Annotated in this window: 10 protein-coding genes; 2 read left to right on the top strand and 8 right to left on the bottom strand. The window is 69.9% G+C overall.

All coding sequences use genetic code 11. The features are described from left to right. Positions 1 to 86: 86 nt before the first annotated feature. Positions 87 to 3,143, bottom strand: a complete 3,057-nt coding sequence (locus tag O7553_RS09360) for a glycoside hydrolase family 9 protein (RefSeq protein WP_281554424.1) — start codon at positions 3,141 to 3,143, stop codon at positions 87 to 89. A gap of 240 nt (positions 3,144 to 3,383) precedes the next feature. Here O7553_RS09360 and O7553_RS09365 point away from each other — a divergent pair, with 240 nt between their 5' ends. Next, positions 3,384 to 4,127 carry a protein phosphatase 2C domain-containing protein gene (locus tag O7553_RS09365; RefSeq protein WP_281554425.1) on the top strand — a complete coding sequence of 248 codons (744 nt, stop codon included), beginning with the start codon at positions 3,384 to 3,386 and terminating at the stop codon, positions 4,125 to 4,127. A gap of 121 nt (positions 4,128 to 4,248) precedes the next feature. Here the strand turns inward: O7553_RS09365 and O7553_RS09370 are convergent, their stop codons facing one another. Both O7553_RS09370 and O7553_RS09375 read right to left on the bottom strand, forming a co-directional pair. Beyond that, the gene (locus tag O7553_RS09370) at positions 4,249 to 5,058 is read right to left on the bottom strand and encodes a SigB/SigF/SigG family RNA polymerase sigma factor (protein ID WP_281555542.1); all 810 of its coding nucleotides are present in this window, start codon (positions 5,056 to 5,058) and stop codon (positions 4,249 to 4,251) included. Positions 5,059 to 5,342: 284 nt separating this feature from the next. Continuing rightward, the gene (locus tag O7553_RS09375) at positions 5,343 to 5,831 is read right to left on the bottom strand and encodes a transglutaminase family protein (protein WP_281554426.1); all 489 of its coding nucleotides are present in this window, start codon (positions 5,829 to 5,831) and stop codon (positions 5,343 to 5,345) included. A gap of 570 nt (positions 5,832 to 6,401) precedes the next feature. On the opposite strand from O7553_RS09375, the gene O7553_RS09380 reads away from it, so the two are divergent. Beyond that, positions 6,402 to 7,391, top strand: coding sequence for a pirin family protein (locus O7553_RS09380; RefSeq protein ID WP_281554427.1), 990 nt, complete (start codon positions 6,402 to 6,404; stop codon positions 7,389 to 7,391). A gap of 33 nt (positions 7,392 to 7,424) precedes the next feature. On the opposite strand, the gene O7553_RS09385 is transcribed toward O7553_RS09380, so the two are convergent. The 5 genes from O7553_RS09385 to O7553_RS09405 form a co-directional block, all read right to left on the bottom strand. After that, positions 7,425 to 7,559 (bottom strand): hypothetical protein, encoded by a 135-nt coding sequence (locus O7553_RS09385; protein ID WP_281554428.1) that lies wholly within the window; start codon positions 7,557 to 7,559, stop codon positions 7,425 to 7,427. Between the two features lie 293 nt (positions 7,560 to 7,852). Continuing rightward, positions 7,853 to 8,455 carry a general stress protein gene (locus O7553_RS09390; protein ID WP_281554429.1) on the bottom strand — a complete coding sequence of 201 codons (603 nt, stop codon included), beginning with the start codon at positions 8,453 to 8,455 and terminating at the stop codon, positions 7,853 to 7,855. A gap of 126 nt (positions 8,456 to 8,581) precedes the next feature. Next, positions 8,582 to 10,015 carry a glycoside hydrolase family 6 protein gene (locus O7553_RS09395; protein ID WP_281554430.1) on the bottom strand — a complete coding sequence of 478 codons (1,434 nt, stop codon included), beginning with the start codon at positions 10,013 to 10,015 and terminating at the stop codon, positions 8,582 to 8,584. Positions 10,016 to 10,180: 165 nt separating this feature from the next. Then, positions 10,181 to 10,963, bottom strand: a complete 783-nt coding sequence (locus O7553_RS09400; protein WP_281554431.1) for a VOC family protein — start codon at positions 10,961 to 10,963, stop codon at positions 10,181 to 10,183. Positions 10,964 to 11,084: 121 nt separating this feature from the next. Further along, a complete protein-coding gene (locus tag O7553_RS09405) occupies positions 11,085 to 13,253 on the bottom strand; it encodes a SpoIIE family protein phosphatase (protein WP_281554432.1) in 2,169 nt (722 codons plus the stop codon). Positions 13,254 to 13,318 lie beyond the last annotated feature (65 nt).

Genomic DNA, 13,318 nt, shown 5'->3' on the forward strand with positions numbered 1-13,318 from the left:
CGGTCGGCCGGGCGAGCGGTGGGCCGGCCGGCTGGTGGCCGACCCGCCGCTCGCGGCGCAGCGGCGGGTCGGCCAACAGCACAGGTTTAGAAGCAGGCCACCCCGTTGACGGTGATCAGCTCCGGTGCCGGGTTGGCTCCGCCGGCGGTGGTGGCGTTCAGCCCGAACATTGCCGTCTCGCCGGGCTCCAGCCGGCCGTTGTAGGTCTCGCTGCGGGCCGTCACCGTCGCCCCGCTCTGGCTGACCTTGGCCATCCACGCCTCCCGGAGCCGCTGGTCACCGGTGAACGCGAAGCGGACCGTCCAGCCGTCGACTGTGGCGTCCCCGGTGTTGGTGATGTCGACCTGGGCGGTGAAGCCTCCGCCGCCGGCCCATTTGCCGTAGTTGATGTACTCGGCCCGGCAGCTCAACGGCGCCGGTGCCGGCACCGCGTCGCCCTGGTCGGCCAGGAAGGAGGCGATCCAGCTCAACGCCGAGTTCCAGTTGATCGCCACTTCGTTCGTCGCGTACGACTCGATGTCGTCGACGTAGCAGAACATCGGCGCGCAGCCTTCCAGCAGGTCCCGGGCGAACGGGTCGTCCAGGCCGGCGTTGGCGCCGCCGGCGATCGACCCGGCCGGCGGGATCGGCAGGTCGGGGTCGAGCTGGTTGCCGAAGATCCGGCTGTGCTGGTTGCGCGGGTACACCGAGCCCCAGCCGGTAACGTACGAGTGGTTCAGCGCGTTGCGACCGAAGATGTAGTCCATCGCCTGCACGGCACCGTCGCGGTACCCGGTGTCCCCGGTCATGTCGTACGCCGTGGCGAGCACCACCGCATTGTTGATGATGTTGCTGTTGGCACCCCAGAAGTAGGCACCCCGGTGGCCCGGCATCGGCAACCCGTACGCCTGACTGTCCCCAGTATCGAGGTAGGAGTCGGCGGCGGCCACCACCGAGGCACGGATCCGGTCCCGCTCCTGCGGGGCGAGCCCGTTCGGCACGGTGGCCAGGTCGAGCCGGCCGAGCGCGGCGGTGGAGCCCCAGCCGAAGCCGGTCGCGTCGAAGACGTCCCGGGTGTGGTGCGGCGAGGCGGTGACGTCGTCGAGGTAGCTCTGCTCGCCGGTGGTCAGGTACATCTCGGCCGCCGCCCAGTAGAACTCGTCGCTGACGTCACCGTCGCTGTAGGCGCCACCACCGTTGCCGTCGGCCGGGTCGGCGAGCCGGGCCGGGTTGGCCTTGGCAGCCGCGTAGGCCGTCGTCGCCGCAGTCCGGCACTGGTCGGCGAACGCGGTGTCGTACGGGGCGTACAGCCGGGCGCACTGGGCGGTGACGGCCGCCAGGTTCAGCGTGGCTGCGGTCGACGGCGGGTGCAGCTCCCGCAGCTCCGGGTCGTCCTCCGGCTGCAGCGGCAGGCCGGTCCAGTTCCGGTCGTGGATCTTGTGGTGCGCCATCCCGGCGAGCGGTTCACCGGCCGGCACCTGCATCCGCATCAGGAACTCCAGCTCCCAGCGGGCCTCGTCGAGGATGTCCGGCACGCCGTTGTCCCGCTCGGGCACCCGCAAGGTGCCGTCGCCGAGCCCGGCCCCGCCGTCGGCGCTGGGCGCGGTCTTGGTCCGCTCGAACGCGCTGAGCAGCTGGTAGGTGGCGATGCCACCGTTGACCACGTACTTGCCGTGGTCGCCGGCGTCGTACCAGCCGCCGCGTACGTCGAGTCGGTAGTCGCAGACGCCGGGCTGGCACGGCACGTCGATGTCGCCCTGGTTGGGCGCGACGCCGACATGGCCGGCGGGGCGGGCGTACTCCTCGCCGACCAGGTCCGCGTCGATGGCGATGCCGCTGCGCTGGATGTAGAAGAACTGCAGCGCGTCGGAGCGCAGCTGGTGGTAGATGTCGCCGGAGATGGCGAACGGGTAGCTGGTCTCGCCGTCGGTGACCAGGGTGAACCCGGTGCCGGTGCCCCGGTACGCGGAGAAGTCGATGCTGTGCGTCTGCTCGCCGGAGGCGCTGTCCAGCCCACGTACGGTGCTGGTGCCGCTGGCCACGACCGTCCCGTCGGCGTCGTGCAGTTGCCAGTCGAGCGGCTCGGTGGCGTCGGTGACGACGGTGGCGTTCTTGGGTCCGCCGGGCAGGTAGCCGACCTGGTTCACCCGTACCCGTGGCCCGGTGTCCGGCATGTACGGCGGCTCCTCCTCGCCGCCGCGCAGCGAGACGTCGTCCAGGCAGAAGGTGTATTCGTCGGCGTTGCCGCCGACCTGGAAGGCGAGCTGGGCCCGTTCGGTGTCCTCGCTGGCGACGAAGGTCGCCTCGACCCGCGAGGGTTCGGCGGTCAACGCCAGGTCGCGGCCGAAGTAGCCGGTGTACGGGTCGGCACCGAGCTGGACCACCGCCCGTACGGCGGCGGCCGGTTCGGCGGACGCCGTGAAGCCGATGGTGTACTCCTCGCCGGTGATCAGCGGCAGGCCCTCCTGCAGGATGCCGGCGTCCCACGGGTTGGCCAGCCCGGTCGGGACGGTGGCGCAGAGCCGTCCGTCGACCACCCGGGGGCTGGTGGTGCCGTAGCTGATCCAGCTGTCGGTGCCGTTGCTGAAGTCGCCGTTGGTGATCTGCTCCGGCCCGCCGGGTGGGGGACCGACAGTGTCGTCGCTGAGCAGCGAGACGTCGTCCAGGCAGAGGGTGTAGTCGGCGGCGCCGCCGCCGAGTTGGAAGGTGAGGGTGCCGTCGGGGGAGTCGAGGTTGGCGGTGAACTCGTAGGTGAACGTCTCGGCGTCTGGCCCGAGGTCGAGCTCGCGGCTGAGCACGGTGGTGTAGGGCTCCGCGTTGAGCTGAACGTTTGCCCGTACGGACGCGGGAACGTCGCTGGCGGCCGTGAAGGCCAGTCGGTACGCGGCACCGTCGATGAGTTCGATGCCGTTGTGTCCGATGCTGGCGTCCCACGGGTTGGTGGTGCCGCCGGGCACGCTGGCGCACAGTTGGCCGTCGGTGGCGGCCAGGGTGACGTTCTCGGTGCCCCACCAGGGGGCTGTTCCGTCGTCGAAGGTGCCGTTGACGATATGTTCGCGTTCCTCGGCGTACGCCGTCGTCACGGTCAGGGTGGTCAACGCCAGGACGCTGGCACTGGTGCCGGCGAGCAGCGCGACCGTCCGGCGTCGTCTGGATCGGGTCACGGGGTTCCTTCCGCGCGGGGGACTGGGAGCGCTCCCATTGATCTGAGACGATGTTGCCAGGGCGTTACCGGCGTGTCAATCACGTCATGTGTGGCGGGTCGCGCGACCGGTGCTAGGTGTCCGTTATGCGGTATTTAGTAGTTTATGCCCAGCGGGCGGCTGTGATTCTCCATGATCTTTAACATCTGCATGCTGATCTACTAGAGACATTTCGGCCCTGTTCCTGGCAGGCTGCCAGCCATGACCCTGAAGCTGCGTTCCGCGGCGGTGACCGACCGCGGCCTGATCCGGAGCGGGAACCAGGACTCCGTGCACGCCGGCGACTGGCTCGTCGCCGTCGCCGACGGCATGGGTGGGATGGCCGCCGGGGATCTGGCGAGCAAGATCGCGATCGAGGCGATCGCCCCGCTCGATGCGGCCGTCGCGGACGATGAACTGGTACCGAGGCTGCAGTCGGCGGTCGAGACCGCCAGCGCCGGAATCCGGCAGGCGATAGCCGAGGATCCGGCGCGGGAGGGGATGGGAACGACCCTGACCGCCCTGCTCTTCGCCGGGTCCGGCGTGGCGATCGCACTGGCACATATCGGCGATTCGCGGGCGTACCTGCTGCGGGGCGGCGCGCTGGAGCAGGTCACCCGGGACGACACGTTCGTGCAGATGCTGGTCGACGAGGGCGTCATCACTGCCGAGCAGGCCGCCAGCCATCCGCGCCGAGCGGTGGTCACCCAGGCGTTACAGGGGGAGAACGTCAACCCCGCCTACCAGGTCTTCGAACCGCAGACCGGCGACCGTTGGCTGCTGTGCAGCGACGGGCTGTCGAACGTGGTGCGGGCGGAGAGCATCGCCGAGGTCCTGGCCACCTACGCCGACCCGCAGGCGGGCGCGCAGCGGCTGGTCGACCTGGCGATCCGGGCCGGCGGGCCGGACAACATCACCGTGGTCATCGGCGACATCACCGAAGTCACCGGCGACATCACCGGGTAACGGTCGCCGAGACGCCGGCTGCGGCCGGCCCGGGAGGTCGGGGCCGGCCGCAGCCGGTGGGAGCCTTCAGCGTGGGTCGCAACCAGGCGGCGGGCACCGTCGGACCCACCGATCGGGCCGATCAGTACGTCGACTGCAACTGCCCGCGGAGCTTGGTCAGTGCCCTGGCGAGCAACCGCGACACGTGCATCTGGGACACGCCGATCTGATCGGCGATCTGCGACTGGGTCAGGTTGCCGTAGAAGCGCAGGGTGAGGATGCGCTGCTCGCGTTCGTCGAGGGTGGCCAGCGCTGGGCCGAGCGCGACCCGCAGCTCCGCCAGCTCGTACTCGCGGTCCTCGGCACCGAGCATGTCGGCCAACTCGGTGGCGCGCTCGCCGTCGCCGGTCGGTGTGGACAGCGACACCGCGTTGTACGCGCGGGCACCTTCCAGGCCTTCGAGCACCTCCTCCTCGGTGATCCGCAGGTGTGCGGCGATGTCGGCGACCGTCGGTGACCGGCCCAGCGTCTGCAGCAGGGTGCTGTTCGCCTCCGAGATGCTCAGCCGTAGCTCCTGCAGCCGGCGGGGCACCCGGATGTCCCAGGTCCGGTCCCGGAAGTGCCGCTTCAGTTCACCGATGATCGTCGGGATCGCGTAGCCGGCGAAGTCGACGCCGCGCGCGGGGTCGAACTTGTCGATGGCCTTGATCAGGCCGACGGCTGCGGTCTGAGCGAGGTCGTCGGTTGGCTCACCCCGGCCGCTGTAGCGCTGGGCGAGGTGCTGAGCCAGCGGAAGCCATGCCTCGATGGCTCGGTCGCGCAGTGCCTCCCGGGACGGGTGACCGGGCGGCAGCGCCGCCATCGCGGCCAGCAGATCGGCTGCGCTGTCCTCCGGTGCGGTCACCCGCCGGTCCAGTGTGGCCGGCGCTGTGATCGTCCGGTCCGGTGTCATCGTCCGGTCCACTGTATTCGGCTCGGCAAGTGTCGTCGGCTCGGTCACCGTGCGGTGTCCGGTCAGTGTCGCGGTCATGGTGGTCCTCCCTGCACCTCGTCCGCGGATATGGAAAGTGGTGCGTTCTGCTGTGTCCGCTAGGGTCTTTCGGCCTCCAACACTAACCCGGTCGGTCAATCAAAAGCTAGCCGAAAGTACGATGTATTTATCGCCCATGACAGATCAAGTCGGGCATTTCGCTGTGCACTCGCACCGCTTCCGGGCCCCGGTTACCCCGTTCAGGGTCAATGAAGCGCCACCAGCGCCTCGTGCTCGTCGACCGGTAGGTCGCCTGGGGCGACCGCGAGGACGGACATCCCGGTCAGCTCCGACACGCCGTCGAGGGCGGTCGCGAAGGCGACATCCGCCGCGTCCCGGCCGGTCGCGATCCGCACCATGCTGGGCCGGGGTGCCAGCCGGGTCGCGTCCCACACGTACCACCGGTCACCGACGGCGGCCTCGGCGACCAGATGGAAATCCATCGGAGCCAGGCCGGGTGCGTAGACCGCGACCACTCGCGCCGGGATGTCGACGGCCCGGCAGAGCGCCACCGTCAGGTGTGCGTAGTCGCGGCAGACGCCGACCCCGCTCAGCAACGTCTCGGCGGCGTCGGTGCCGGGCCCGCTCGCCCCGGCCGTGTACGAGGTCCGGCTGTGGACGTAGTCACAGATCGCCCGGAGGGAGTCGACGGAGTCGGGGTAGCCGGCGAACCGGGCGGCCGCGAATCCCGTCATCCGGTCCGACGGACAGTAGCGGCTCGGCCGGGTGTAGATGACGCGATCCAGTTGACTGACCGCTGACCCGGCCGCTGCCGGGGCCTGGTCCGACGCCGGAGGCGGCAGAGTGGTCACGCGGTACGAGACCGTGAGATCTCCGACCGGTGCACTTACCAGATGCTGACGGCCGCCGGCGGCCCAGCTCCCGTCGATCTCCGTCACGGCAACGTCGTCGCCGTCCGCGGTGCTCGCCACCAACCGGGCCGGCGGGGCCGGCCGGTACGCAGTGACCTGCAGTACCAGTGTGGCCGGCGCTTCGATGTGGTAGCTGAGCCGGCAGCCAATCTCTCCTGTAGCCGGAGTCGTCCGATGGTCACCTATCGCCCATTGGTACCCGTCGGACGCAATCGTCGCACCGGCTGCCGGGAGCGACCCCGTCACGTCCGGTGGATGGTTGAACCCTTGATCAGAGCGTACGCTGCAACCGGTGGATGTCTGGTCGGAGTCGATGACGCGGCCGCCAGCGCAACGCGCACATCGCCCGGAAAACCAGCGCAAAGCGCATATCGTCCGGAAATGAGGACTCCGATGCCAGCCATCACCGTCGACGACGTACTCGTACTGCCGCGCCTGCCGGCCCACGATCCGGCCGCCGGCACGATCCGGCCGGTCCACCGGGTCACCACCGCCCCCAGCGGCTTCGAGGGCGAGGGTTTCCCCGTCCGCCGGGCGTTCGCCGGCGTGCCGGTCGGCGAGCTCGACCCGTTCCTGCACCTGGACCAGATGGGCGAGGTGGAGTACGCGCCGGGTGAGCCGAAGGGCACCGCCTGGCACCCGCACCGCGGCTTCGAGACTGTCACGTACATCATCGACGGGATCTTCGACCATCAGGACTCGCACGGTGGTGGGGGCACGATCACCGACGGGGACACCCAGTGGATGACCGCCGGTTCCGGACTGTTGCACATCGAGGCACCACCGGAACACCTGGTCGCCAGCGGCGGGCTCTTCCACGGTCTCCAGCTGTGGGTCAACCTGCCCCGGTCGAAGAAGTTGGCTTCGCCCCGGTACCAGGACATTCGGGGCGACCAGGTCGCCCTGCTCAGCACCCCGGACGGAGGAGCGCTGATCCGGGTGATCTCCGGCTCGGTCGCCGGGAACGACGGTCCCGGCTCCACCCACACCCCGATCACCATCAGCCATCTGACGGTGCAGCCGGGGGCGCAGGTGGACCTGCCCTGGCGGGCCGACTTCAACGCGTTGGTGTACGTCCTGGGTGGTCGGGGATCCGTCGGCCCCGATCTGCGGCCCGTGCACACCGGTCAACTGGCTGTCCACGGGCCCGGCGACACGCTGCGGATCGCCGCCGACGTCCGACAGGACAGCCGCGTACCGCAGCTCGACGTGTACGTCATGGGCGGTCGGCCGATCCGGGAACCTGTCGCGCGGTACGGACCGTTCGTGATGAACACCCGGGCGGAGCTGCTCGCCGCGTTCGAGGACTACCAGGCAGGTCGACTGGGGGTGGTGCCGGCGGTCGACGTCCCGCACGGCACCGGTCAGCAGCTGCCACGTTGAGTTCACCGACGTGCTGACAGCCGGACTGGGCGGTCAGGACACCAGGAACACCCCGAGTACGCCCAGCACCACCATCACCAGGACCGCGAGGAGCAGTCCCTGTTCACTCTGGACGGTCCGGTTCGAGTAGGTCTGCTGGGGATCCGGGGTTACGATCTCGGTGCTCATCGTGCCTCCTCAGCGTGCTGCCCTGGCATCTCGACAATGACGGTAGGCGCCAGGCCGCGTCCGTGAATCCCGGAGCTGTGCCATCTGTGGGTGTCGCCGCAGCAACCGGGTACCCGGCCGGCCCCGCCCAAACACCCTCCTGGGAATAGCAAAGTGACGGGTGCCGGAGGCACGGGCAGGTGGTGGGGTGCCGGAGGTGCCGGCAGGTGGTGGGGTGCCGGAGCGGCGCGGGACAACACCCGGGGTGCCGTCCCGCCCCGCCACTCGTGATTGCCGGCTGGGGCCGGCCCTCGTCAACGGGATGTGCGTCCGGCCTGCTGGGTCGACTCCCGTAGCACCTGGTGGGCCCGGTCGGCGTATTCGGCGTCGACCGTCACGCCGTACTGGCTGGCCTGTAGCAGGCTGCGGGAGGAGAAGTCCCGCCGGCCTCCGGTCATCGCGTGCGCCACCGCACCGAACACGGCACCCCAGACCGCACCGATCACCACGGCGGTGACGATGATGCCCAGCCAGTTCACCACCGCGAAGATGCCGATCAGCAGGCCGATGAACAGTCCGAACCAGGCGCCGGTGCCCGCGCCGGCCAACGCTGCCCGGCCGGTGGTGAGTCGGCCGGTGACCTCTTCCACCAGCCGCAGGTTGGTGCCGACGATGGCGGTGCGTTCCACCGGGAACCGGTTGTCCGACAGCCGGTCGACGGCGCGCTGCGCGGAGGCGTAGTCCGGATGGCTGGCGACGGTCACACTGGTCCGTGCGGGACCGCCGTTCTGTGGCGCGGCACCGGGTGCGGTGGCTGGTCCGGCTGGTCCGGCCGGCAGGTTGCTGGCCGGGAAGTTGGCGGTGTCGCCGAACATGCCCGGCGACGGATTATCCGTACGGGTCGTGGATCTGGTCATGTTTGGCCTCCTCTCCTCGGCAGGAGTGCCCGGTGAGCCGCCCGGGTAACCCGGTCCCCGCACGGACTTCGGCCCCTCCCGATGCCGGGAGGGGCCGAAGTGTACCTGGGGATCCTGACTTGGGCGTCAGCTCGCGCAGGCCGCGCCGTTGAGGGTGATGTTGCTCAGCGGCGGCAGGGTGCTGCCGGAGAAGGTCCCCTGGAAGCCGATGCTGACGGTGGCACCGGAGGCCAGTGAGCCGTTCCAGGCAGCGTTGCGGACCGTGATCTGGCTGCCGGACTGGGACCAGTCGCCGTTCCAGCCGTTGCTCAGGCTGACGTTGGATCCTGCGGTGAAGGCGAGGGTCCAACTGCTGACCGAGCCACCGGTGTTGGTGATCCGGACATCCCGGGTGAAGCCGCCAGGCCACTGGTTCGTGGTGTAGCTGACGCTGCAGGCGCCGGCCGGCGGGTTCGTGGTGGGCGGCGGAGCGGTGGTGGGCGGGGGTGCCGTGGTGGGCGGGGGTGCCGTGGTGGGCGGGGGTGCCGTGGTGGGCGGCGGAGCCGTGGTGGGCGGTGCGGTCGTCGGCGGTGCGGTGGTCGGCACAGGGCCGGCCGCAATCGCCAGGTCGTACGCCCGTTGCGGTACGAACTGGCCCGCGTTTGCGATGCAGCCGTCAGCTTCGCCGGGCAGTTTCACCCAGAGGTATGCCTCGATCTTGCTGTCGCCGGTGTTGGTGGTGCTCGCCGTGCCGATGGCCCGACCTTCCGGGTCGCACCACTCGGAGCCGAGCGGGCCGTTGCCGTTACGGCTGGTGTCGATGACCGCGGTGAGGTGGTTGGCACCGGTGGCGCTGATGACCGCCTTGACGTAGTTGACTGCCTCGCTGGTGCTGCGGTAATTGGACACGTTGCTGGAGATGCCGTCCGCGCTGTTCGCCACGTCCGCACCGACCAGCAGGCCCGCCATCGTCGACGGGGCGTGCCAGGCCGAGTGTCCGGCGTCGAAGAACACCTTGGCCTGGGACGATCCCGCCTTGAGCGCCCTGCCGGCGTAGGCCATCGAGGCGCGTACCTCGGCCTGCTCCGACTGGCTCATGCAGGTGCCCATGAGGGCGAGCACGTCGGGCTCGAGCACGATGTATGCGGGCCGGTTGCCGAGCCCGGCCGCGACCTGGTCGACCCACTGCCGGTAGGCGCTGTGGTTGGGCGCGCCACCGCTGCTGTGGTTGCTGCAGTCGCGGTTGGGGATGTTGTAGACCACCATGATCGGGATCTTGCCGGCCGCGGCGGCGGCACCCACGAAGGCGTCGACCTGGCCGCGTACCTCGCTTGGGTTGTACTGGGTTAACCAGCGGCCCTGGGGCACCGAGGCGATCCGGTCGCGGATGACATTCGCCCGGTAGTCACCGGGGTTCGCCGCCACCCAGCGAGCGGCCGAGGTGTCCGGGTCGACGTAGAAGGCGGAGTCGGCGGCCTGGGCTGCCGTGGGCTGCAGCAGCCCGACACCGACCGCGGTGGCCGCTGTGAACGCCATGACGGCGGCGGCGCCAACTGCGGTGAGCGCAGATCTTCTGCGCATGCGTGCTCCCTCCGGATAGGGACGATATATTGAGAGCGTTCAGTGGAAGCGCTCCCATGGATATCGACCACCGTACGGGGATGTTGCTGATATGTGAAGAGCTTGTGACGCCAACTGCCCCAAAGGCGGTATAAAGTGAAATATCAGACGCGGCCGGCAGTCGGGTCAGTCGAGCGGCGTGCGGAACTCCGGACGCACGGCGATGATCCCGAACGCGGCACCGAACGGGTCGGTCAACTGTGCGTAGGTACCCGGACCAGCCTGGTACGGACCAAAGGAGACCGTTCCGCCGAGCGCCTGGCAGCGCTGCACCGCCGCCTCGCAGTCGTCGACCTCGAAGGTCGTCCGCCAGTGCGCCGGAACCTGCGGCGGGTACATCTCGCCCATCTCGATCAGCCCGGCCACCTCACTGGTCTCCCGCAACCACTCCTGGTATCCGGACCCTTCGCTGTAGATGCTGGGTCGCGTGGTCCACCCGAAAACCGAGCCGTAGAAGGCCCCGGCACCGGCCACGTCCCGGGTGGCGAGTTCGTTCCAGCAGGTAGCGCCGGGCTCGCCGGTCACCTGCGCGCCCGGGAAGGCCCTCCGCTGCCAGAGCCCGAACACGGCACCCTGCGGATCGGCGATCAGGGCGAAGTGGCCCCGCTCGGCAACCGGGGCGGGCGGTGAGAGTGTCGATCCGGCGGCCCGGGCCACGCTTTCGACTGTCGCGGCCAGATCGTCCGAGGCGAGGTAGGTCAGCCAGGCCGCCGGCTGGCCTGTGGCGAGGGGCGGGGCGAGCCCAGCGACGGCCATGTCTCGCAGGTGGAACTCGACACCGGTGCTGTTCGGCTCGTCAACCGGCTTCCACCCGAACAGTCCGTGGTAGAAGTCGCTCGAACCCGCGGTGTCGCTGGTGCGTAGTTCGGACCAGCAGGGGGTTCCCGTGGCGTAGCCTCTGATTCGCACCGCTTTGTACCTCTTCGCGTCGTTTATCCGATTGGCGTAGTCAGTTACCCTACGCCACGGAGACGCCCGCTGCGACTCGGCTGAATGGCCCAATTGATGTCACTTTGGGTAAACATCGGAGTTACGAGTCGATCGGCAACATGATCTCGAACCACACGGTTGAACCGCGTACCGAGGGGTCCGTGCCCCAGGTGTCGCTCAACTGCTCGATCAGACCCAGACCCCGGCCGCGGCTACTCAATGTGTCGATGTGCGCCCGACTGACCGTGCCCCGGGTGCCACTGTCAGCTACCGAGACGAGTAGCCGCTCCTGGCTGAGATCGATCTCGACCCGTGCCTCGGTGCCGGCGTGCAGCAGGGCGTTCGTGGTCAACTCGCTGGCACAGAGCACCGCCGGCCCGATCACCGACTCGGGAACCTGCCACCCGGCCAGTTGGCCGGCCAACCAGTGCCGTACTCGGCTCGGTGCGATCGGCTCGGCAGGAACCAGCAACCCCGCCGACCGGCTCGGCGCGGCCGCATGCTCCACCGCGAGTACCGCCACGTCGTCGTCGGTGGTACCGGGCACCGCCGCACTGGCCACCGCGCAGAGATTGCGCGGATCGCTGGTGCTGGTCTCGGCGACGGCTGCGGCCAGAGCGGACATCCCGTCGCCGAGATCCTGACCGCGTCGTTCCACCACGCCGTCACTGAACATCAGCAGCGTGTCGCCGGGGCGCAGCTCGACCCGGGTCGGTCGCCGTGGCCCGGCCAGACCGAGTGGCGGCCCGGGCGGCACCGGGACGAACTCGGCGCTCGCGGTGGTCGACGACCAGCGTCGTATCAGCGGAGCGGGATGACCAGCGCTGGACACGGTCAACCCGCCGGTCGCCGGATCGAGCACCCCGTACAGCACGGTCACGAACAGTTCCTCGTTGCGGCTCTCCGCGCCAAGGCTGTGCACCAGCCGGTCCAGCCCGTTCAGCACCGCCGTCGGCTCCGGTTCGGCCAGCGCGAGCCCGCGCAGCGCGGCCCGGACCTGGCCCATCAGCGCCGCTGCCCGCACATCGTGCCCGACGACATCGCCGAGCACCACGGCCAGCCCGCCATCGGGAAGCCGGAACGCGTCGTAGAAGTCGCCGCCGGCCGAATTGCCGTCCACCCCCGGGTCGTAGCGTGCGGCCAACCGCAGCAGCGGCAGGTCCGGCAACTGCTCCGGCAGCATGCTGCGCTGCAGCAGTTGAGCCGTACCATGCTGGGTCTCGAACCGCCGGGCTCGCTCGGCCGCCTGGGTGACCAGTTCGGCGACGGCCGAAAGCAGTGCCCGTTCGGCCGGCGCCCACGAATGTGGATCTCGGTACCCGAAGGTGATTCCACCGCGTAGTGATCCGGCTCGCAGCGGCAGGGCGGCGAGCGCCGTCACCAGCTCGTCGTGCCGGTCCGTGGCGTACCGGGCGAGCGGCCGGCCCTCCCCGGTGAACCGGGGGACACCGGTGCCGGCGACGGTGGCCAACGGGGTGGCCGCGTCCCGGGGGATGCGGCGCCACACCGGAGGCAACCGCTCGTCGGCTTCGTCGAGCAGCTCACCGCGGACCCGGCGGACCACCCGCCACCCGCCACCGTCGTCGATGCCGAGCGCCACCTGATCGACGTCGAGCGAGGCCAGGCCGTACCGCAGCGCGACCCGGGCGACGTCGTCGAGGGTGAGTGTGCCGGCCAATGCCGAGGTCAGCTCGCTGAGGCTCTGCAACCGGTGGGTGATGGTGCCGGTCTCGGTCGCGACTGAGAGCATCCCGACGATCCGCCCGTCGCTGTCCCGGACCGCCGAGTAGCCACGAGTGAATGCCGTACCGCCGAACGGGCCCGACTCGCCGGTGCCAAACGGTGCCACGGCCTCCGACTCGAGGAACGGTTCGCCGGTGCGGTAGACCCGTGCCACCACGTCGCCGACGCCCGGCCGGTGCCACGCGTCGGCGAACACCGCGGCGGCGGGCTGGGCGAACGCCTCCGGGTGCTTGGCACCGAGCAGCTCCGCGTAGGCGTCGTTGTAGATCATCAGGAAGTCGTCGCCGTAGACCAGAGCCATTGGCACCGGTGAAGCGAGCACCAACTCGACCGCTGCCCGTACCGCAGGATCCCAACCATCCGACCGACCGAGCGGCGTGCTCGCCCAGTCATGCCGGTCGACTTGCCCGGCTGGTACGGCGTTGTCCGGTGCGGCGTTGTCCGGGTTGGTGCCGGCCGGGGTGGCGGAACGCGCAGCCGGAACCCCCGACGGGGTGTCCCGGGTCTGCCCGGCGGTGCCTGCCATGGGTGGCAGCCTATCCGGGGCCGCCGTCGGCGGGTGGCGTGGACCGGCGCAAGGTGGGTATGCGG

Origin of the sequence: Solwaraspora sp. WMMA2059, assembly GCF_027497315.1 — a bacterium.
In the GTDB taxonomy this organism is placed as follows: domain Bacteria; phylum Actinomycetota; class Actinomycetes; order Mycobacteriales; family Micromonosporaceae; genus Micromonospora_E.

Bases quoted from the DNA above. Each gene is read 5' to 3' on its own strand.
- O7553_RS09385 (WP_281554428.1), bottom strand. From the start codon at position 7,559: ATGAGCACCGAGATCGTAACCCCGGATCCCCAGCAGACCTACTCGAAC.
- O7553_RS09375 (WP_281554426.1), bottom strand. From the start codon at position 5,831: ATGACGGGATTCGCGGCCGCCCGGTTCGCCGGCTACCCCGACTCCGTC.
- O7553_RS09365 (WP_281554425.1), top strand. From the start codon at position 3,384: ATGACCCTGAAGCTGCGTTCCGCGGCGGTGACCGACCGCGGCCTGATC.
- O7553_RS09405 (WP_281554432.1), bottom strand. From the start codon at position 13,253: ATGGCAGGCACCGCCGGGCAGACCCGGGACACCCCGTCGGGGGTTCCG.
- O7553_RS09370 (WP_281555542.1), bottom strand. From the start codon at position 5,058: ATGACACCGGACCGGACGATCACAGCGCCGGCCACACTGGACCGGCGG.
- O7553_RS09390 (WP_281554429.1), bottom strand. From the start codon at position 8,455: ATGACCAGATCCACGACCCGTACGGATAATCCGTCGCCGGGCATGTTC.
- O7553_RS09380 (WP_281554427.1), top strand. From the start codon at position 6,402: ATGCCAGCCATCACCGTCGACGACGTACTCGTACTGCCGCGCCTGCCG.
- O7553_RS09395 (WP_281554430.1), bottom strand. From the start codon at position 10,015: ATGCGCAGAAGATCTGCGCTCACCGCAGTTGGCGCCGCCGCCGTCATG.